This window comes from Aliiroseovarius sp., from assembly GCF_030148435.1.
GTDB lineage: Bacteria > Pseudomonadota > Alphaproteobacteria > Rhodobacterales > Rhodobacteraceae > JASBTN01.
On the sequence record NZ_JASBTN010000003.1, the window covers coordinates 1 to 19,730 of the forward strand.

General features: G+C 64.4%; 16 protein-coding genes. 9 read left to right on the forward strand and 7 right to left on the reverse strand.

Annotated elements, in window-relative coordinates; all coding sequences use genetic code 11:
- The first annotated feature begins 143 nt into the window (after positions 1-143).
- Positions 144-1,268: a peptide chain release factor 2 gene (gene prfB / locus Q1V43_RS01010; RefSeq protein ID WP_300513024.1), complete on the forward strand. Its 1,125-nt coding sequence runs from the start codon at positions 144-146 to the stop codon at positions 1,266-1,268.
- A gap of 59 nt (positions 1,269-1,327) precedes the next feature.
- On the opposite strand, the gene Q1V43_RS01015 is transcribed toward prfB, so the two are convergent.
- On the reverse strand, positions 1,328-1,648 hold the full coding sequence (locus Q1V43_RS01015) for a DUF1992 domain-containing protein (RefSeq protein ID WP_300513026.1): 321 nt from the start codon (positions 1,646-1,648) through the stop codon (positions 1,328-1,330).
- Between the two features lie 111 nt (positions 1,649-1,759).
- Between Q1V43_RS01015 and Q1V43_RS01020 the strand changes: the two genes are divergently transcribed.
- A complete protein-coding gene (locus Q1V43_RS01020) occupies positions 1,760-2,548 on the forward strand; it encodes a DUF2189 domain-containing protein (RefSeq protein ID WP_300513028.1) in 789 nt (262 codons plus the stop codon).
- 194 nt (positions 2,549-2,742) lie between these two features.
- Here Q1V43_RS01020 and Q1V43_RS01025 read toward each other — a convergent pair whose 3' ends face one another.
- From Q1V43_RS01025 to bcp, 4 genes are all read right to left on the reverse strand, one after another.
- Complete coding sequence (locus tag Q1V43_RS01025) at positions 2,743-3,240, reverse strand: polymer-forming cytoskeletal protein (protein WP_300513030.1); 498 nt, start codon at positions 3,238-3,240, stop codon at positions 2,743-2,745.
- Positions 3,230-4,546: a M23 family metallopeptidase gene (locus tag Q1V43_RS01030; RefSeq protein ID WP_300513032.1), complete on the reverse strand. Its 1,317-nt coding sequence runs from the start codon at positions 4,544-4,546 to the stop codon at positions 3,230-3,232. Before Q1V43_RS01030 ends, Q1V43_RS01025 begins: the two co-directional genes overlap by 11 nt.
- A gap of 130 nt (positions 4,547-4,676) precedes the next feature.
- Positions 4,677-5,504 carry a ferritin-like domain-containing protein gene (locus Q1V43_RS01035; RefSeq protein WP_300513034.1) on the reverse strand — a complete coding sequence of 276 codons (828 nt, stop codon included), beginning with the start codon at positions 5,502-5,504 and terminating at the stop codon, positions 4,677-4,679.
- Entirely contained in the window at positions 5,501-5,986 is a 486-nt protein-coding gene (gene bcp / locus Q1V43_RS01040) for a thioredoxin-dependent thiol peroxidase (protein ID WP_300513036.1), read from the reverse strand. The genes Q1V43_RS01035 and bcp overlap by 4 nt, the downstream gene beginning before the upstream one ends.
- Before the next feature lie 123 nt (positions 5,987-6,109).
- Between bcp and Q1V43_RS01045 the strand changes: the two genes are divergently transcribed.
- The 4 genes from Q1V43_RS01045 (at position 6,110) to Q1V43_RS01060 (ending at position 12,764) form a co-directional block, all read left to right on the forward strand.
- Positions 6,110-9,400, forward strand: a complete 3,291-nt coding sequence (locus Q1V43_RS01045; protein ID WP_300513038.1) for an AsmA-like C-terminal region-containing protein — start codon at positions 6,110-6,112, stop codon at positions 9,398-9,400.
- Positions 9,401-9,435: 35 nt separating this feature from the next.
- Positions 9,436-10,488: a tRNA preQ1(34) S-adenosylmethionine ribosyltransferase-isomerase QueA gene (gene queA / locus Q1V43_RS01050; RefSeq protein WP_300513040.1), complete on the forward strand. Its 1,053-nt coding sequence runs from the start codon at positions 9,436-9,438 to the stop codon at positions 10,486-10,488.
- A 302-nt stretch (positions 10,489-10,790) separates the two neighbouring features.
- Positions 10,791-12,065, forward strand: coding sequence for an MFS transporter (locus Q1V43_RS01055; protein WP_300513042.1), 1,275 nt, complete (start codon positions 10,791-10,793; stop codon positions 12,063-12,065).
- A 93-nt stretch (positions 12,066-12,158) separates the two neighbouring features.
- Entirely contained in the window at positions 12,159-12,764 is a 606-nt protein-coding gene (locus tag Q1V43_RS01060; RefSeq protein WP_300513044.1) for a DUF924 family protein, read from the forward strand.
- Between the two features lie 78 nt (positions 12,765-12,842).
- Here Q1V43_RS01060 and Q1V43_RS01065 read toward each other — a convergent pair whose 3' ends face one another.
- Positions 12,843-14,120, reverse strand: a complete 1,278-nt coding sequence (locus Q1V43_RS01065; RefSeq protein ID WP_300513046.1) for a flavin-dependent oxidoreductase — start codon at positions 14,118-14,120, stop codon at positions 12,843-12,845.
- Positions 14,121-14,387: 267 nt separating this feature from the next.
- Between Q1V43_RS01065 and lpdA the strand changes: the two genes are divergently transcribed.
- On the forward strand, positions 14,388-15,782 hold the full coding sequence (gene lpdA / locus Q1V43_RS01070; protein ID WP_300513048.1) for a dihydrolipoyl dehydrogenase: 1,395 nt from the start codon (positions 14,388-14,390) through the stop codon (positions 15,780-15,782).
- Positions 15,783-15,864: 82 nt separating this feature from the next.
- Here lpdA and Q1V43_RS01075 read toward each other — a convergent pair whose 3' ends face one another.
- Positions 15,865-16,233 carry a rhodanese-like domain-containing protein gene (locus Q1V43_RS01075; RefSeq protein WP_300513050.1) on the reverse strand — a complete coding sequence of 123 codons (369 nt, stop codon included), beginning with the start codon at positions 16,231-16,233 and terminating at the stop codon, positions 15,865-15,867.
- A gap of 164 nt (positions 16,234-16,397) precedes the next feature.
- Between Q1V43_RS01075 and uvrA the strand changes: the two genes are divergently transcribed.
- Positions 16,398-19,280 carry an excinuclease ABC subunit UvrA gene (uvrA, locus tag Q1V43_RS01080; protein WP_300513052.1) on the forward strand — a complete coding sequence of 961 codons (2,883 nt, stop codon included), beginning with the start codon at positions 16,398-16,400 and terminating at the stop codon, positions 19,278-19,280.
- A complete protein-coding gene (locus Q1V43_RS01085; RefSeq protein ID WP_300513054.1) occupies positions 19,277-19,687 on the forward strand; it encodes an NUDIX hydrolase in 411 nt (136 codons plus the stop codon). The genes uvrA and Q1V43_RS01085 overlap by 4 nt, the downstream gene beginning before the upstream one ends.
- Positions 19,688-19,730 lie beyond the last annotated feature (43 nt).

Sequence of the window (19,730 nt, forward strand, 5' to 3'; positions counted from 1 at the left end):
CTGGATGAGCTGCGCGCGCAGGACTTTGGCCAAAGCGGCCCGGTTCCCGAGGACGTCTGAGAGCTCCCCTCGCGGCTTGCACAGCCTCAGCGGGCAGGGTATCTGTCCCGAACGGTGAAATCGAGCTGACGAAAGGGTGCCCCATGCGCGCCGAAATCCAGAAACACGTGGACGCGATCGACAAATCCCTGGCCCTCCTGCGCGAGCGCATGGGGTGGGAGACGGCCGAGCACCGTATGGAAGAATTCAACGCCATGACCGAGGACCCGGACCTGTGGAACGATCCGGAGCGTGCCCAGAAGCTGATGCGCGAACGCCAGTCCCTTCTGGATGCGATGAACAGCTACAAATCCATGGACCAGGAGAAACAGGACAGTGTCGACCTGATCGAGCTGGGCGAGATGGAGGACGACGCCGAGGTCGTGGCCGAGGCCGAACAGACGCTCGAAGCGCTGGTTGAACGCGCCGCCAAGGCCGAACTCGAAGCGCTTCTGTCGGGTGAGACTGACGCCAATGACGCCTTCCTCGAGATCAAGTCGGGCGCCGGCGGCACCGAGGCCTGCGATTGGGCCTCGATGCTGGCGCGCATGTATGTGCGGTGGGCGGAAAAGCGCGGCTATTCCGTCGAGCTGCAGGAAGAGACTCCGGGCACCGAGGCGGGCATCAAGTCCGTGACCTACCAGATCAAGGGCCACAACGCCTATGGCTGGCTGAAGTCGGAAAGCGGAACCCATCGGCTCGTGCGCATCTCGCCCTTCGGCAAGGGCACGCGCGAGACGTCTTTCGCCGCCGTCGGCGCCTATCCGGTGATCGACGACAATATCGTGATCGAGGTGAACCCGGCCGATATCCGGATCGACACCTACCGGTCGTCCGGCGCGGGCGGGCAGCACGTGAACACCACTGACTCGGCGGTGCGGATCACCCACCACCCGACCGGCATCGTTGTTACCTCGTCCGAGAAGTCGCAGCACCAGAACCGCGACATCGCCATGAAGGCGCTGAAATCGCGGCTGTACCAGTTGGAGCTGGACAAGCGCAACGCCGAGGTGAACGCGCTGCACGAGGCCAAGGGCGACGCCGCCTGGGGCACGCAGATCCGGTCTTACGTGCTGCAGCCCTACCAGATGGTGAAGGATCTGCGCACGGGGCACGAAACTGCGGATACCAGCGGGGTTCTGGATGGCGACCTGGACGGGTTCATGGCCTCCGTGCTGGCCCAGAATGTGGCCGGCAAGAGCCGCGCCGACGCCAACGCGGAAGAGTAAACAGTCGTATACCGACGACGCTTCTTCAAGTCCCCCGGGCAGGCACCCGGCCCGCGCGCTCAGCCGGTCCGGTAATATTTGCGCCGCGCCTCCTGTTCGATCGACAGGCGCAGCTGCAGATCGGCCAGCCTGGCCATCTCCCGTTTGCGTTCCTTCGGCGCGTGGGTCTGCGCCAATATTTTCTGCTGGGCGTCGACCGCCTTCTTCAACTCGATCTCGCGCGGCAGCACGCCCGCCTCGGCCATTATGCGAAATCCGGCCGCGTCCACCCCGTTGCCACCCTCGTGTTTCAGGGGCTTGCCCGCCCCCTTGAGGTTGTCCATTTGCCCGTCGGCCTGGGCTTTGCGGATCTGATGTTCTGCCAGTTCACGCCATTTCATCGCATTGACCTCCTTCTTCTGATCTGGGCCCTTCGTGGCGCTTGACGACGCGACATTCTGTCGCAACACTCACCGGCGCGAAACACAAAAAAAGACGTGCAGGGAGGATACATGACCCAGGCAACCGAGCTTGCCCCATCACCGCCACCGATCATCGGAACCGTAGGGTTCGACGATCTTGGCAATGCCCTGAAAGCGGGCTGGCGGGATTTCAGACGTGCGCCCGCCTTCGGGCTGTTCTTTTCGTTCTTCTACGTTCTGGGCGGGATTCTGATCTTTCTGCAGCTGGACGTGATCGGCCAGAGCTTCTGGATCATCCCCATGGCCACCGGGTTTCCCTTGCTGGCGCCGTTCTTTGCGGTCGGGCTCTATGAGGTCAGCCACAGGCTGGAGCAGGGAGACGACCTGGACTGGGCGGCGATCCTGGGGGTGATGCTGCGCCAGAAGGACCGGCAGTTTCCGACCATGGCGGCGGTGATGGTCTTCATCTTCCTGTTCTGGCTGTTCATCGCGCATATGATCTTTGCCCTGTTCCTGGGGCTCGAACCGATGACCAACATTCTCAGCGACTGGCAATATACGATCATCAGCCAGAAGGGCCTGACCATGCTGGCGGTCGGGACGGCGGTCGGGGCGGCCTGTGCCTTCGTGCTGTTTTCGCTCACGGTGATGAGCCTGCCGCTGTTGCTGGACCGCGAGCTGGATTTCATCACCGCGATGATTTCGAGCTTCCAGCTGGTGCTGGCGAACCTCCTGCCGATGGTCAGCTGGGGGCTTCTGATCTCGGCGTTGATGGTGCTGGGCATGCTGCCCTTTTTCCTGGGGCTGTTCATCGTGCTGCCCGTGTTGGGCCATGCGACCTGGCATCTCTATCGCCATGCCATGAGTTTCGAGGGGTAGGGCCTGTTGGGCCCTGTCAAACCGGATGCCCGGAAATCCGGAAACCCGGATTTTTGACAGCGGAAAGGTACAGGGAGTCCGGCGAGCCGAGAAATTCACTCCAGGACAACGGCATGCGCGATCACCTTAATGAAAAAGGCCGCCCGATCGGGCGGCCTCTCGCGGTCATGGATCGTTAAGAGCCTGACGCGGTCTTACTCTTTCGCGGCGGCTTTCGCGGCCGGTTTGGCGCCGCTGTTCAGCGGGTCGTCCTGGCGCTGTACCGAGCCTTCGAAATGCGCACCGCTTTCGATCGCGATGGTCTTGTGGATGATATCGCCCTCGACACGGGCCGAGGAGGTCAGGCGCACCTTGAGGCCGCGCAGCCGGCCGATGATACGGCCGTTGATCACCACGTCGTCTGCGACCACTTCGCCCTTTACCGTGGCGCCTTCGCCGACCACCAGCTGGTGGGCGCGGATGTCGCCTTCGACGGTGCCTTCCACATGGATGTCTCCGGTGGACTTCAGGTTGCCCTTGATCACCAGGTCGCTCGACAGCGCCGAAGCCGGGGGCTTGGGCTTGGCTGCCGGGGCCGGGGGCGTCGCGCCAGAGGCGGGCTTGGGCGTTGCGGGCGCCGCGGCGTCCGGTTTTGCTTCGGTTTCACCGGCCTGCTTGGGGCCCGGTTCGTTGATCCTGCTTTTAGAAAACATTGTTTGCTGCCTTGATATAGATCATCGGGTTCACGGCTTCACCATCGATCCGCACTTCATAGTGAAGATGGGGCCCGGTAGAGCGACCGGAATTTCCCATATCACCTATTCTTTCTCCGCGCGAGACCCTTTGGCCTTTTTGCACGCGAATGGCGGAGAGATGCGCAAAACGCGTCTCGATGCCGAATTCGTGCTGGATCTTGATCAGGCGCCCATAGCCCGAGGACCAGCCAGCGTGTACCACGACACCGTCGGCGGTGGCGTAGATCGGCGTGCCGACCGGGCCTGCGAAATCCGAACCTGCGTGCAACCGTCCCCAGCGCATGCCGAAACCGGAGGTAAAGCGCACGGCGGATTTGACCGGGTTGGCAAAGGGCATCTTCTGCGCGGCGACCGAATAGAGGCTGATGCGGTCCATCTCGCTCAGGATCTGGTTTGCGCGCATCGTGTCCGCGTCGGGCTCACCCCCCATTGTCGACAGGACCAAAGGGGTGAGGGGGCCCCCCTGTCCGCTGTACCCGGCACGAATGCTGTCCAGGATAGTGTCGACCGGGATGCCCGAGGCGCGGAACATCGCGTCGAGCGGTTCCAGCGAGACGCTGACCGCGTCTTCGAGCTGTTGGAAGATCTGGTCGTTGCGTTCGTCGCGCAGCCGACCCTCGAAGATCATTTCCCTGGCAAGTTCCTCGGCGTCCAGCGCCTCCTGTGCCATGCGGTCCCGTTCGCCGGCGGTGCGCTCCAGCGCGGCCGTCATGAAGGTCAGCATGTCCGAGGCCTCTTCCCCGGCTGCAATTGACGGGCCTTGAGCTTCTTCGCGCGCGGCCGCCAGCATGTCCTCCAGGCTGGCGCGCGCATTGTCCCGTTCGGCCATGGTGCGGCGCAGGGTGGTCTGGATCACGCCGATGCCGGTCTCCAGCTCCTTGCGGCGGTCTTCCGAGGCCAGAAGCTCGCTTTGCATTTCCGATATCTGCGCCAGCGCCAGGTTGAATCGCCCCTGCGCCGCCAGCGCTTCGGTGGCCCGCGCATCGCGTTCGGCCGACAACACCTGCAGGCGTTCCTCGTAGAGTTGTTGTTCGCGTTGCGCCTGCTCGCGAATGCTTCCCGAGCCGATCGAATCCATTAGCAGAACGGCGGTGGCGATGATCGCCCAGGCGACGAAACCCGCCGAGCCGGTCCAGCCCAGGAATTGCGTCAGCGGGGACAGGCGAATGAACCGGGTTCCGTCCTCCGAACGCAGAAACAGCCGCTGTTCGGGGAACGCGGGTTCCAGAATGTGATTGATCCTGTAGCTCATCCGTTCGAACACGCAACCCCCACCCGTTGTCCCATGGTCATCCCCAGTGCCCCGCAATGCCCCCGTGGCCCCCGTGGCCCCCGTGGCCGGAGCGTTGCAAGTGATTAGCCCGCAGGGGCTTTTCGCGCAAGATTATTCAGGCTCAGCGTGCGTAGGGCGGCGGCATTCCCTCCGCGAGCGGCCAGTAGAAATCCGGAGGCAGGCCCGCATCTGCCCGTTTTTCTTCGTTGAAAGGCGGTTTCAGCGCGCCGTGGAAATAGTGTCGCACCAGACGGTGGAATTCCGCTTTCGGGTCCAGCTCGCCCCGTCCGCACAGGAAATTGAACCATTTGGAGCCATAGGCGACGTGACCGACTTCCTCGGCATAGATCACCTCCAGCGCGGCGACGGTCTGGTCGTCGCCGGCTCTCTTGAACACTTCGATCATGCCCGGTGTCACGTCCAGCCCACGGGCCTCCAGCACCATGGGCACCACCGCCAGACGGCCCAGCAGATCGGTCCTGGTATCCTCGGCCGCGCGCCACATGCCCGCGTGGGCGGCAAGGTCGCCGTAGAAGGAGCCATGCGCCTCCAGCGCTGCGCAGACCAGGCCGAAATGTTTCGATTCCTCGTCCGCCGACTTTACCCAGTCGTCATAGAAGCCCAGCGGCATCTTCACGTCGGTGAACCGCGCGACGATGTCCCAATGAAGATCGACGGCATTCAGTTCGATATGCGCCACCGCATGCAGCAATGCCTTGCGCCCCTCGGGGCTGCCCGGACGGCGGCGCGGCACGTCGCGCGGGTCCAGAAGCTCGGGTCTGGCCGGGCGGGCCGGGAAATCCGGCGGGCTGGCCTGACCGATCTCCAGCGGTTCGCCCGCCTCGCGCGCGGCAAACCACCTGGCGGCATTGCGACGCGAAATCGCGCATTTCTCGTGCCCGTCGGGGCAGGTCAGAACCTCTACGGCCAGCTCGGCAAGGGTGCTCATTCGCTCGCGACCTTGCCCTGGACCGCTGCCAGCACCTCGTCCACGTGGCCCTTCACGCGCACCTTCGCCCAGACCCGTTCGACCCGGCCTTCGGCGTCGATCAGGACCGTGGTGCGGGTAATGCCCATGTAGCTGCGGCCGTAGTTCTTTTTTTCGCCCCAGACCCCGTAGCGTTCGCAGACGTCGCTGTCCGCATCCGACAGCAGCGGGACGCCCAGCCCATGTTTGGCGCGGAAGTTCTCGTGTTTCTTCAGGCTGTCTTTGGAAATGCCGAAAATCCGAACCCCCGCATCCGAGAAAGCCTGCGCCCTTGCGGTGAATTCCAACGCCTCTGTGGTGCAGCCCGGGGTATTGTCCCTGGGGTAGAAAAACAGCAGAACGCGGCCGCCCCGCTGCTCCGCCAGGCTTATGTCAGCGCCGCCATCCTGGGGCAGGGTGAACCCCGGCGCAATTTCGCCGGGCAGGGGCAAGGGGCTGCTCATCGTCTTGGATTCCCACAAATTGTCGCCTAGGGCTTTCGTTCTAGGCCGGTTCGTAGGAGAATGGAACCCGAGCGAGGGCATAGACCAAAGGACACAGGCAACCGTCATCATGAACCGGGTATCATGACCGAGGGCATCGGCCCCCAGAAACCCAGGCGGCGGCGCAGGCGGCTGCATTGGCACCTCGGCATCTGGATGGTGCTGTCGGTGCTGCTGTTCGGCCTTTTCATGGTGCTGACCTCCATGTCGCTGACCGGCCGGGTGGTGGCCCTGCCCGAAGGGGTGACGGAGCGGATCTCCAGCCGCATCAACGCACGGCTTGACCGGGCCGGGATTTCGCTGGGCCGGGTCGAGCTGGGCGTGACACCCGAAGGCCGTCCCCGCCTGCGTCTGGTGAACGTGGGGGTGAAGGATCAGACCGGGCTGGAGGTGGCCCAGTTGAATGCGGTCGAAGGGGGGGTCAAGTTCTGGCCGCTGCTGCAGGGCAAGCTGGAACCTTCGGGCTTCTTTCTTTCCGGCGCGCAGGTAACGGTGCGCCGGCGCGCGAATGGCGAGTTCGACCTGAGTTTCGGGCAGGCGGCCGGGGCCTCTGGCGACCTGGGCACCATTCTTGATGCGATCGACGGCGTCTTTCTCACCGGCCCCCTGTCCACCGCCGAGCTGATCGAGGCCGACCAGTTGACCATCACGCTCGAGGACGCCCGCTCGGGGCGCCTGTGGCAGGTAACTGACGGGACGCTGAAACTGACCCAGACCGACAAGGTGGTGGACATCACCGTATCCTTCGACGTGTTCAACCAGACTGAGGAACTTGCCGAAACCGTGCTGGGGTTCCGCATGGACAAGAGCAGTTCCGAGGCCTCGATGGGGGCCAGTTTCACCAATGCGCGGGCTGCCGACATTGCGGCGCAATCGCCCGCCCTGGCCTTCCTGTCCGTGGTGGATGCCCCGATCTCGGGCGCCCTGCGCGCGGTGATTGACGCCGATGGCAACACGTCGGATCTGGCCGGCACCCTGTCCTTCGGTGCCGGTGCCTTGTCGCCCACACCGGGGGCGCGGCCCGTGCGGTTCGAGGGCGGGCGCGTCTACATGACCTACGACCCGGCGCAACAGAGCGTGGACCTGGCCGAGATCTCGCTGTCAACCGAGTGGGGCACCGTGCGGGGCGAGGGCACATCCTATCTGCAGGATTGGGTCAGTGGCTGGCCCACCACCCTTCTGGGCCAGTATCGCATCACCGAGGCCGCGCTGAACCCGCAGGGCTGGTTCGGCGAACCGGTGCGGATCACGTCCGGCGCGGCGGACCTGCGGCTTCGGCTCGATCCTTTCACGCTGGAAATCGGGCAGCTGGTCCTGGCCCATGCCGGCAACACCTATTCCGCCAAGGGGCGTATCCGGGCCGACAGCGCCGGGTGGTCGGTTGCCGCGGACGCTCGTGCCGACCGGATCGACCGCGACCAGCTTCTGGCGCTTTGGCCGCTCAGCGTGGCCCCCAAACCGCGCGACTGGGTACGCAAGAACATTGCCGGCGGCACGGCCTCCGAGACCCGCTTCGCCCTGCGCAGCGTGCCGGGCGAAGAGCTTCGCCTGTCCCTCGGCACCCGGGTCAGCGGGGCCACGGTACGGGTGGTGCCGAAAATGCCGCCGATCAAAAATCTCACGGGCTATTTCTCGATCGAAGGCAACCGGATGGTCGCCGTGGCGGAGGGTGGACAGATCGAGGCCCTCTCGGGCCACCGCATCGCCGTGGCGGGCACCACGTTCACAATACCCGACATGCGCCTGAAACCGACCCCGGCCGAAGTCGGCCTGGCCGTGGCGGGCGAGGTGCCGGGCATCCTGTCGGTGCTGGACGGCGAACCGTTCCGGATCTTCAAGGCCTCGCGCAACCTGGGACCGGATCTGGCGCGGGGCCGGGCGGTGGGTCGCGGAATGCTCAGCCTTGAGCTGCGCCCGAAAGTGAAATTCGAAGACGTGAATTTCGACATTACCGCTGACCTGACCGGGCTCAACTCGGACAGGCTCGTGCCCGGAAAGCGGCTGGCAGCGGATGTGGCCCATCTGCACGCCAACCAGGACCGGATCGAAATCACCGGCGATGCGCGTGTTGGCGCGGTTCCGGCCTCGGGCACCTGGTCTATGTCGCTCAGGCCTGCGGACAAGGGGCAGGGGTCGCGGGTCGAGGGCCAGGTTGCGCTGTCGCAGACCTTTCTGGACGAATTCAACATCGGCCTGCCGCCCGGCACCGTCTCGGGCGAGGCGGTGGGGGACTATGTGCTCGACCTGCCGGTCGATGCGCCGCCGCGCATTCGCCTGACCTCGGACCTTGATCACCTGGCACTGGCAGCGGCGCCGGTGGGCTGGAGGAAACCGGCCGAGCGCACCGGGCGGCTGCTGGCGGAGGGCGTGCTGGGCGCCAGCCCGCGCATTGACCGGTTGGAGCTGGAGGCGCCGGGCCTGACCGCGACCGGTCGGGTCAGCACCGATGCGGCCGGCCAGTTCCGGGCGGCCATCTTCGACCGGGTGCAACTGGGCGGCTGGCTGGACGCGCCCGTGACCTTCAGCGCCCGCGGCCCCGGACAGCCGGTCGCCATCGCGGTGCGGGGCGGATCGGCCGATATGCGCCGGGCGACCTTCGCCGAGGGCGGTGGCGGCCCGGTCGAGACGCAGGACACGCCGATCACCCTGGCGTTCGACTGGCTGACCATCTCCGAGGGCATCGTGCTGACTGGCTTTGCCGCCGACCTGAACCGGCGCGGCGGCTTGCAGGGCACATTCACCGCCGCCGTGCAGGGCGGTGGACCGATCCGGGGCACCGTCGCCCCGCAGCCCGAGGGCTCTGCCTTCCGTATCACCAGCGCCGACGCGGGCGCCGTGCTGCGGGGTGCGGGCGTGTTCCAGAACGGCCGGGGCGGCGATCTGGTCCTGACACTTGCGCCGGGTCCGGGCGAAGGGGTCTACGAAGGGTTTCTGGACATCAAGAACACCCGGGTCAGGGATGCGCCCGCCATGGCCGAGCTGCTGTCGGCCATATCCGTGATCGGTCTGCTGGAGCAGCTCGACGGTGAGGGGCTGATGTTCAATGATGTCGAGGCCCGTTTCCGGCTCGACCCGGACAAGGTCACTCTGTTTCGCAGCTCGGCGGTGGGGCCCAGCCTGGGCATTTCCCTTGACGGGTTCTACAACCTTGCGGATTCGCGCATGGACATGCAGGGCGTGGTCTCGCCGTTCTACGCGGTCAACATGATCGGCCGCATCTTCTCGCGCAAGGGCGAGGGGCTGGTAGGATTCACCTTCCGCCTGCGTGGCAGCCCGGACAGTCCGAAAGTCTCGGTCAATCCGCTTTCGCTCTTCACACCGGGCATGTTTCGTGAGATTTTCCGCCGCTCGCCGCCCTCCCGGCCGGCAGAATGACCTGACCCGCCGCACCAGCCCGCTACGAGACGCCCATGAAACTCTCCGAGTTCGATTTCGACCTGCCCGAGGATCTGATCGCCACCCGCCCCGCCAACCCGCGCAGTTCCGCCCGGCTGCTGGTGGCCCGGCCCGACCGGCTGACCGATGCCAGGGTGACGGAGCTGCCGGACTGGCTGAAGCCCGGCGACCGGCTGGTTCTGAACGACACAAAGGTGATCCCCGCGCGGCTTTTCGGCACCCGCACCCGCGCGGGCGGCGCGCCGGGCGAGGGGGTGGCCAAACTGGAGGTCACGCTCCTGTCGCCGACCCCCACCGGCGACTGGACCGCCCTGGTCAAGCCCCTGCGCAAGCTGCGCGAGGGCGAGGTGGTGAAGTTTTCGGACGCGCTGAATGCCACGCTCTTGTCGAAGGACGAGGGCCAGGCAACGCTGCGCTTCAACCTCGAAGGCGAGGCGTTCGACGCCGCCCTGGACGCCGCCGGGCAAATGCCGCTGCCGCCCTATATCGCCGCCAAACGTGCCGCGGACGCGCGGGACCGCATTGATTACCAGACCGTCTGGGCCGAACATTCCGGCGCCGTGGCCGCGCCCACCGCGTCGCTGCATTTCGACAAATCGTTGCTTGACGCGCTTGCCGCCAAGGGGATCGAATTCACCCGCGTCACCCTGCATGTCGGCGCGGGCACCTTCCTGCCGGTCAAGGTCGATGACGTGTCCGAGCACAGGATGCACGCCGAATGGGGCCGGGTTTCCGACGAAGCCGCCGCCCAGATCAATGCGACCAAACAGGCGGGCGGCCGCGTGATCCCGGTCGGCACCACCGCCCTGCGGCTGGTGGAAAGCGCCGCGCAAGCGCGCGGCCGGATCGCCGCATGGACCGGCGAGACCGACATCTTCATCACGCCGGGGTTCGAATTCAGCATCGCCGACGGGCTGATGACCAATTTCCACCTGCCGAAATCAACCCTGATGATGCTGGTCTCGGCCCTGATGGGCACCGAGCGCATGCGCGAGGTCTATGCCCACGCGATCGCCGCGCGCTATCGCTTCTTTTCCTACGGGGACAGTTCGCTTCTGCTGCCGTGACCCGGTGGCCCGCGGCGCATCCGCCCTGGCTCGGAAGGCCAGCAAGCGAATGTAACGGACCAGGGCATCGACGTCGCCCTCTGTCAGGATGCCGCGGCAGGCCGGCGGCGGCTCTGCCCGTGCGTTTCCCGGCGCAATCCCGGTCAACACGGCAGACGCGGCAATGGGGTCCGCCATCGTCCAGTCCTGTTGCGCGGCGCGCGCAGAAGCGCCGGAACACGACTCTTGCGCGTCGTGTTTGTTCGCTAACGGGGAAATTCTCATGCTATCAGGGGGAAAACCCCTCACGCGCGGAGACCCCAATGATTCAGGTTCTGTCCAGCTCCTGGGCCCTTCTTCTGGGCATGATGCTTCTTATGGTCGGCAATGGTGTGCAGGGCACGCTGTTGGGGATCCGCGGCGGGCTGGAAGGGTTCGGCACCTTCGAGATGTCGATCGTCATGTCCGGGTACTTTGTCGGGTTCCTGGGCGGGTCGCGCATGGCGCCCCTGATGATCCGGCGGGTGGGGCATGTGCGGGTCTTCGCCGCGCTCGGCAGTTTCATCTCGGCGGTGCTGATCCTGTATCCGACCTTTGCCGACCCCTGGATCTGGACGCTTGAACGGGTCGTGATCGGTTTCTGCTTTTCCGGCGTCTACGTGACCGCCGAAAGCTGGCTGAACCACGCCGCCAGCAATGAAAACCGTGGCAAGGCGCTTTCGCTTTACCTGATCGTGCAGATGGTGGGGATCATCGCCGCGCAGGGCCTGCTGGTGCTGGCGGACCCGGCCGGGTTCATCCTGTTCATCGTGCCCTCGGTGCTGGTGTCGATCGCCTTTGCGCCGATCCTTCTGTCGGTCAGCCCGACGCCGGCCTTCGAACGCACCAAGGGCATGAGCCTGAAAGAGCTGTTCCGAATCTCGCCGCTGGGCTGCGTCGGCCTGTTCGTTCTGGGTGGCGTGTTCTCGGCCCAGTTCGGCATGGCCGCGGTCTTCGGCACCGAATCCGGCCTGAGCGTGGCCCAGATCTCGATCTTCGTCTCGGCGATCTACGTGGGGGGCGTGGTGCTGCAATACCCGATCGGCTGGATGTCGGACCGCATGGACCGTCGCGCCCTGATCCTGATGGTGACGGGCCTGGGCGGGCTGGCGGCCGCGCTGCCGCTTCTGGTCCCCGGCAGTTTCCAGATTCTGCTGATCACCGCCTTCGTGATCGGCGGCACGTCGAACCCGCTCTACGCGCTGCTGATCGCCTATGTGAATGATTTTCTGGAGCTCGACGACATGGCGGCGGCCTCGGCCGGGCTGATCTTCATCAACGGGATCGGTGCCATCGCGGGGCCGGTCGTCACCGGCTGGGCCATGGGACTCCTGGGGCCGAACGGGTTCTTCGCCTTCATCGGCATTCTGATGATCGGGCTGTTGATCTACGGCCTTTGGCGATCGACCCGGCGGGCCGCGCCCTCGATCGAGGACACCGGCGATTACGTCGCGATTTCGCCCTCCGCCTCGCCCGTCGCGGTCGATATGGCCCAGGAGGTCTATATCGAAACCGCCTCGGAAGACACTGACGAAACCGCCACATCTGGCGGGCAATGATCTTAATTCCCCTTGCGGCACGGGTAATCTTTTGTAACGCTTGACTTAGGGACAGCCATGTCCTTAGGGGGCGCTTATGGGAAGGAGGGTCCCATGCTTAAAACAGAGACGCGCATTGCAGGCTGTGTGACGCCGGAGGAAATCCTTGCGTTCTGGCTTGATGAGGTCGGACCGTCGGGATGGTATAATGGCGGTGAGGCGCTGGATGCGGATATTACAAAGAAGTTCCTGACCACCTGGGAAAGGGCCTGCGAGGGCGCGTTCAGCCTCTGGCTGACCTATCCCAGCGGCGCGTTGGCCTATCTGATCCTGATGGACCAGTTCCCGCGGAACATGTTCCGCGGAGAAGCCCGAGCCTTCGCCACCGACAAGGCGGCGCTGGCAGCGGCCAAATGTGCCGTGGACAAGGGGTGGGATTTGCGTATCGACGAGCCGGCACGGCAATTTTTCTACCTGCCGATGATGCACAGCGAAAACCTGGCCGATCAGGAACGCTGCGTACGTCTGATGAAGGCGCGCATGACCGATACCGGAGACGGCAACCTGTTGCATGCCAAGGTGCATCGCGAGGTCATTCGCCGTTTCGGCCGGTTCCCCTATCGCAACGAGGCGCTTGAGCGGGCCACGACCCCGCCCGAGGCAGACTTTGTTGCCGAAGGCGGCTACGGCGCCGTGCTGGAACAGATTTTGGCGGCCTGAACGGGCCGTCATTCGAACCGCAGGGCAGGGGCGCTGGCCGACCCTCCCGGGGCGTGTGGGACGATTTCCGGCTGTCTGTCAGCCCGTTACCCGCGCGCCGGGGGCGATGATCGGCGGGCTGGCATTCAGCTCCTTCACGGCAAAGCCCGCGGCCGCTTTGTAGCCCGCGATGAATTCTTCCCGCTCCGCGCGCGGGATCACGCTGTCGATATTGCGGAAAATCCCGTGACAGCGCTCTTCGACGATGTCCAGAAGTCCGAATGGGCCCGAGCTGCGGTTACGCAGGATCAGTTCGGACACCGGCCCGCACAGGGTTTCGTCATAGGCGGTCAACGCGTCGGTCGTCACCCCATGGGTCAGCATCTGTGCCCCCAGGGTGCGCGCGTCGATGATGGCCTGGCTCGCCCCGTTCGACCCGGTCGGGTACATCGCATGGGCCGCGTCACCTAATAATGCCACCGCCCCCTCCTGCCAGGTGGACACCGGGTCGCGATCGATCATCGGATTTTCGTAAAGCACCTGGGTTTCGCGGATCAGCGCGGGAACATCCAGCCAGTCATAGGTCCAGTGGGCGAAATGAGGCATCACGTCCTTGACCTCGGCGTCGCGGAACCAGCCACCATCACGGGCGTCCGGGTCGTCATGGGTGACTTCGGCGATCCAGTTGATATCCGCCTTGCCATCCTTGCCCACCGGCGAGATCGGATAGATCACCATGCGCTGTTTCGCGCCGCCCAGGCCAATGAAGCTCGATCCGGTGCGCACCGGTTCGGCCCGGGTGCAGCCGCGCCACATCAGCGCGCCGCCCCAGTGGATCGGTGGCTGGTCCGGGTGCATCTGCGCCCGCACCCTGGAATGAATGCCATCCGCCCCGATCAGGATCGTGCCGGACACCGGCTCGCCCTCGTCCAGATAGGCCGTGACCGTGCCGCCTTCCTGCCGGTAGCCGGTGACGCGGGCATTCAGCTTCAGCACATCCGGGCCGCAGCGTTCCATCAGCCGGCGATAGAGCAGCATGTGAAAGGCGCCGCGATGCACCGCATATTGCGGCCAGTCATACCCGGCTTCCAGCCCGCGCGGCTCGGCGTGGATCTCGGCGCCATTGCGCCCGACCAGCGCCCATTCCCGGGCCTGCACCCCGACCCCTTCAAGGTCACGCGCGTCAATGCCCAGATCATAGAGCTCTCGCACCGCATTGGGTTGCAGGTTGATCCCGACGCCAAGGGGGCGCAGCGCGCGCACGCTTTCCAACACGGTGAACGGCACGCCAATCTGATGCAGCGTCAGCGCCAGCGACATGCCGCCAATTCCGCCACCTGCGATCAAGACATGTGCCTCGGGGCCAGTATTCGTCATGCGCGTTCCTTCCTGCCGCCGGACCTGATGGATGCAACTTTCTCGCAAAGCCCGGCCCGGATCAAGCGAGCGACCGGATTTTTCCTTGATCCGGGGCAGGTTTGCCCGGCAGCATTGGGGGGACGCGGGCGGTTCCGCGCTTCATCACGGCCATTCGCAGGCCGCATGGCGGGGTTTCCGCAAGGTCATTGATGCGTTGAACAAAATAGTTTAAGGCCAAACTATCTTGAATTGGACCGCTGTTCAGAATCCGGAGGAGGCACCCAAATGGCCGCACAGAATTTCGATACCATCGTCATCGGGGCGGGCCCCGGGGGATACGTTGCCGCGATCCGCGCGGCCCAACTGGGCCAGAAGGTCGCCATCGTCGAACGTGAGAACCTGGGCGGCATCTGCCTGAACTGGGGCTGCATTCCGACCAAGGCGCTGTTGCGCTCGGCCGAAGTGTTCCACCTGATGCACCGCGCCGCCGAGTTTGGCCTGAAGGCGTCGGGCCTGGGTTATGACCTTGACGCCGTGGTGAAACGCTCGCGCGGGGTGGCCAAGCAGCTGTCCTCGGGCGTGGCCCACCTGATGAAAAAGAACAAGATCACCGTGGTGATGGGCTCGGCCAGCATTCCCGCCAAGGGCAAGGTGCGCGTCGAAGGCGACAAGGGCACAGAGGAGCTGACCGCCAAGAACATCATCCTGGCCACCGGCGCCCGTGCCCGCGAACTGCCCGGCCCTGAGGCCGACGGCGATCTGGTCTGGACCTATCGCCACGCACTGAACCCGCCGCGAATGCCGAAAAAGCTTCTGGTCATCGGCTCCGGCGCGATCGGTATCGAATTTGCGAGCTTCTTCAATACCCTGGGCGCCGATGTGACGGTGGTCGAGGTGATGGATCGCGTGCTGCCTGTGGAAGACGCCGAGATTTCCGCCTTCGCCAAGAAAGCCTTTGTCAAACAGGGGCTCACGATCATGGAAAAAGCCATGGTCAAGCAGCTCGACCGCGCGAAAGGTGAAGTCACCGCGCATATCGAAATGGGCGGCAAGGTCGAGAAACAGAAGTTCGACACGGTCATCTCCGCCGTCGGCATCGTCGGCAATGTCGAAGGGCTGGGGCTGGAAGAGCTGGGCGTCAAAGTCGACCGCACCCATGTGGTCACGGATGAGTTCTGCCGCACCGGGGTCGAAGGTCTCTATGCCATCGGCGACATCGCCGGCGCGCCCTGGCTCGCGCACAAGGCGTCGCACGAAGGCGTCATGGTGGCCGAGCTGATCTCCGGGCTGCACACCCATCCGGTCAAACCCGAAAGCATCGCCGGCTGCACCTATTGCCCCCCGCAGGTGGCCTCGGTGGGCTACACCGAAGCCAAGGCGAAGGAGCTGGGCTACAAGATCAAGGTCGGCCGCTTCCCCTTCATCGGCAACGGCAAGGCCATCGCCATGGGTGATGCCGAGGGCATGGTCAAGGTGATCTTCGAGGAAAAGACCGGCGAACTGCTGGGCGCCCACATGGTCGGCGCCGAGGTGACAGAGATGATCCAGGGCTTCGTCATCGGCCGCCAGCTGGAAACCACCGAGGAAGACCTGATGCACACGGTGTTCCCGCACCCGACGGTCTCGGAAAGCATGCACGAGGCGGTGCTGGCCGCCTACAATCGCGCAATTCACATCTGAACCACGCCACTCGCGGATCGGATGGGAAGGGCCGGGGCATCTGCCTCGGCCCTTTTTTCGTGGGGGCGGGGGCTGCCCGGCGTTACGCGCGCACGATCTTGCCGCCGCCCATGTGCCAGTGACCCAGGCCACCAAGGTTGTGCACCTCTTCATAGCCCAGCGCCTTCATCATGCGCACCGCCATGCCGGATCGTGCGCCCGAAGCACAATAGAGCGCGATCGGTTTCGACGGGTCGATCTTCGGGTTGTAGCCGGGCCCGTTGCGGTCCGCCTGGAGCTTCAGCGCCACCATCGGGATGGTCAACGCACCCTCCGCCTTGCCGGTTGTGTTGACCTCGCTCCCATCGCGGATGTCGATCACCGTCATCTCGCCCTTGGAGGCCTTTTCGACGATTTCGTGCGGGGTCAGCTTGGGGCCGGAGCTGCGGCCCCCGGACAGAAAGTTTAACATGGTCGGATCCTGCTCTGCGTTGCGGTTCAGTCAATATATTTCGAAAACATGATATTACAAGCATTCGGCGGAGATGTGCGAATATTCCCGTTTCGTTCTCACTTTTCGATTGGCGATCCGGCCCGGATCGCCTATCTGTTAGGGGCTTGTTAACTGGTGGTCTCATGCCCGATCTGAAACATATCGAAGTGCGCGGCGCGCGCGAGCACAATCTGAAATCCGTGGACGTGGATATCCCGCGCGACCAGCTGGTGGTGATCACCGGGCTGTCGGGCTCGGGCAAGTCCTCGCTGGCCTTCGATACGATCTATGCGGAAGGGCAGCGGCGCTATGTCGAAAGCCTGTCGGCCTATGCCCGGCAATTCCTTGACATGATGGAAAAACCCGATGTGGATCACATCTCGGGACTCAGCCCCGCGATCTCCATCGAACAGAAGACGACCTCGAAGAACCCGCGCTCGACCGTCGGCACGGTGACTGAGATCTACGACTACATGCGCCTGCTTTTCGCCCGCGCGGGCACGCCCTATTCGCCCGCCACCGGCCTGCCGATCGAAGCCCAGCAGGTCCAGGACATGGTCGATCGCGTGATGGGCATGGAGGAGGGCACCCGCGCCTATCTGCTTGCCCCCATCGTGCGCGACCGCAAGGGGGAATACCGCAAGGAATTCGCCGAGCTGCAGAAGAAGGGCTTCCAGCGGGTCAAGGTGGACGGCGGGTTTTACGAGATCGAGGACGCGCCGACGCTGGACAAGAAGCTGCGCCATGACATCGACGTGGTGGTCGACCGCATCATCGTGCGCGAGGGGATGGAAACCCGGCTGGCCGACAGTTTCCGCACCGCGCTGGATCTGGCCGACGGCATCGCCATTCTGGAAACCGCGCCGAAGGATGCGGAGCCCGAACGCACGACCTTCTCGGAACGCTTCGCCTGTCCGGTATCCGGTTTTACCATCCCGGAAATCGAACCGCGGCTGTTTTCATTCAATGCGCCCTTCGGTGCCTGCCCGGACTGTGACGGGCTGGGCAAAGAGCTGTTTTTTGACGAACGTTTGGTGGTGCCCGACGCCACCCTGCAGATCTATGACGGGGCGCTTGCCCCCTGGCGCAAGGGCAAGTCGCCCTATTTCCTGCAGACCATCGAAAGCATCGCGCGTCATTACGAATTTGACAAATCCACCCCCTGGAAAGACTTGCCGGAACATGTGCAGCAGGTCTTTCTTTACGGCTCCGGCAAGGAGGAAATCGCCTTCCGCTTCGACGAAGGCGGCCGTGTCTACGAGGTCACGCGCCCCTTCGAAGGGGTCATTCCGAACATGGAACGGCGTTACCGCGAGACCGACAGCAACTGGATTCGCGAGGAATTCGAACGCTATCAGAACAACCGCCCCTGCGGCGCCTGCGGTGGCTACCGTCTGCGCGACGAGGCGCTGGCGGTGAAGATCGGTCCCGCCGGAGGCGGGCAAGACCAGCGTCTGCATGTGGGGCAGGTGGTCGAAATGTCGATCCGCGAGGCCTACGATTGGTGCAAGGAGGTGCCGGAGAGCCTTTCGAAACAGAAGAATGAGATCGCCCGCGCCATCCTCAAGGAAATCCGCGAACGGCTTGGGTTCCTGAACAATGTCGGGCTGGAATACCTGACGCTCAGCCGCAATTCCGGCACCCTGTCGGGCGGCGAAAGCCAGCGTATCCGCCTGGCCAGCCAGATCGGCTCCGGTCTGACCGGCGTACTTTACGTGCTTGACGAACCTTCGATCGGGTTGCACCAGCGCGACAACGGGCGGCTGCTCGAGACGTTGAAGAACCTGCGTGACCAGGGCAACACCGTCATCGTCGTCGAACATGACGAGGAAGCCATTCGCGAGGCCGACCATGTGCTGGACATCGGCCCCGGCGCCGGGGTGCATGGCGGACGGATCATCGCCCAGGGCACGCCCGCCGACATTGCCGCCCATGCCGACAGCATTACCGGCCAATATCTGACCGGGGTGCGAGAGATCGCCGTACCGCTGGAACGCCGCGACGGCAATGGCAAAAAAGTAAGCGTTATCAATGCTACAGGGAACAATCTTAAAGAAGTTACCGCCGATTTTCCGCTGGGAAAATTCGTCTGTGTTTCGGGTGTGTCGGGCGGTGGAAAGTCGACCCTGACCATCGAAACCCTGTTCAAGACCGCCTCGATGAGGCTGAACGGCGCGCGCCAGACCCCTGCGCCCTGCGAGACGATCCGGGGGCTGGAACTGCTCGACAAGGTAATCGATATCGACCAGCGGCCGATCGGGCGCACGCCGCGCTCGAACCCGGCGACCTACACCGGGGCTTTCACTCCGATCCGCGACTGGTTTGCGGGCCTGCCGGAATCCCGGGCCCGTGGTTACAAGCCCGGTCGCTTCTCCTTCAACGTCAAGGGGGGGCGTTGCGAGGCCTGCCAGGGCGACGGCGTCATCAAGATCGAGATGCACTTCCTGCCCGATGTCTATGTCGAATGCGAGACCTGCAAGGGTGCGCGCTATAATCGAGAGACTCTGGAAATCCAGTTCAAAGGCAAGAGCATAGCCGACGTTCTTGACATGACGGTTGAAGAGGCGCAGGGCTTTTTCCAGGCCGTGCCCGCGATCCGCGACAAGATGGATGCGCTGATGCGCGTGGGGCTGGGCTATATCAAGGTTGGCCAGCAGGCGACGACGCTTTCGGGCGGCGAGGCGCAGCGGGTCAAGCTGTCGAAGGAACTGTCCAAACGCTCGACCGGGCGGACGCTCTACATCCTCGACGAACCCACCACGGGCCTGCATTTCGAAGACGTGCGCAAGCTCTTGGAAGTGCTGCATGAATTGGTCGATCAGGGCAATACGGTGGTGGTGATCGAACACAATCTCGACGTGATCAAGACCGCCGACCATATCATCGACATCGGCCCCGAAGGAGGCGATGGCGGCGGGCGCATCGTGGCCGTCGGCACGCCGGAAGAGGTGGCCGAGGTCGCCGAAAGCTACACCGGCCACTACCTCAAGGAGATGCTGAACCCCAGCCGGGCGGCGGCGGAATGACCCCTCTGCTGGGCGCCATCGCGGTGGTGATCCGGGGCGCCGATGTGCTGCTGGTGCAGCGCGGCAAGGCGCCCGACCGCGGGCTCTGGGGCTATCCGGGCGGCGGGGTCGAATGGGGTGAAACCGTTGCCGAGGCCGCGGTGCGTGAACTGGCCGAAGAGACCGGCGTCAAGGCCACCCCCGGCCCGCTGATCGGTCATTCCGATGTGATCCGGTACGAGGGCGATCTGGTCACGCATCACTATTTCCTCGCCGCGACCCTGTGCACATATGTCTCGGGCGATCCCCGGGCCGCCGACGACGCAGCGGACGCCAGATGGGTGCCGCATGAGGTTGTTCTGCAAGGGAAGTTGCCGATGAGCGCGGATGTGGATCGGGTGCTGAAACTGGCGCTGGCGGCGTCATGACCGCGCCGCGTCCCGGATAGGCCCTGGACGAACTGGCCCTGCG

Excerpts from the sequence above, each read along its gene's own strand:
- prfB (WP_300513024.1), top strand. The coding sequence starts at position 144 with ATGCGCGCCGAAATCCAGAAACACGTGGACGCGATCGACAAATCCCTG.
- Q1V43_RS01015 (WP_300513026.1), bottom strand. The coding sequence starts at position 1,648 with ATGAAATGGCGTGAACTGGCAGAACATCAGATCCGCAAAGCCCAGGCC.
- Q1V43_RS01020 (WP_300513028.1), top strand. The coding sequence starts at position 1,760 with ATGACCCAGGCAACCGAGCTTGCCCCATCACCGCCACCGATCATCGGA.
- Q1V43_RS01025 (WP_300513030.1), bottom strand. The coding sequence starts at position 3,240 with ATGTTTTCTAAAAGCAGGATCAACGAACCGGGCCCCAAGCAGGCCGGT.
- Q1V43_RS01035 (WP_300513034.1), bottom strand. The coding sequence starts at position 5,504 with ATGAGCACCCTTGCCGAGCTGGCCGTAGAGGTTCTGACCTGCCCCGAC.
- bcp (WP_300513036.1), bottom strand. The coding sequence starts at position 5,986 with ATGAGCAGCCCCTTGCCCCTGCCCGGCGAAATTGCGCCGGGGTTCACC.
- Q1V43_RS01045 (WP_300513038.1), top strand. The coding sequence starts at position 6,110 with ATGACCGAGGGCATCGGCCCCCAGAAACCCAGGCGGCGGCGCAGGCGG.
- queA (WP_300513040.1), top strand. The coding sequence starts at position 9,436 with ATGAAACTCTCCGAGTTCGATTTCGACCTGCCCGAGGATCTGATCGCC.
- Q1V43_RS01055 (WP_300513042.1), top strand. The coding sequence starts at position 10,791 with ATGATTCAGGTTCTGTCCAGCTCCTGGGCCCTTCTTCTGGGCATGATG.
- Q1V43_RS01060 (WP_300513044.1), top strand. The coding sequence starts at position 12,159 with ATGCTTAAAACAGAGACGCGCATTGCAGGCTGTGTGACGCCGGAGGAA.
- Q1V43_RS01065 (WP_300513046.1), bottom strand. The coding sequence starts at position 14,120 with ATGACGAATACTGGCCCCGAGGCACATGTCTTGATCGCAGGTGGCGGA.
- lpdA (WP_300513048.1), top strand. The coding sequence starts at position 14,388 with ATGGCCGCACAGAATTTCGATACCATCGTCATCGGGGCGGGCCCCGGG.
- Q1V43_RS01075 (WP_300513050.1), bottom strand. The coding sequence starts at position 16,233 with ATGTTAAACTTTCTGTCCGGGGGCCGCAGCTCCGGCCCCAAGCTGACC.
- uvrA (WP_300513052.1), top strand. The coding sequence starts at position 16,398 with ATGCCCGATCTGAAACATATCGAAGTGCGCGGCGCGCGCGAGCACAAT.
- Q1V43_RS01085 (WP_300513054.1), top strand. The coding sequence starts at position 19,277 with ATGACCCCTCTGCTGGGCGCCATCGCGGTGGTGATCCGGGGCGCCGAT.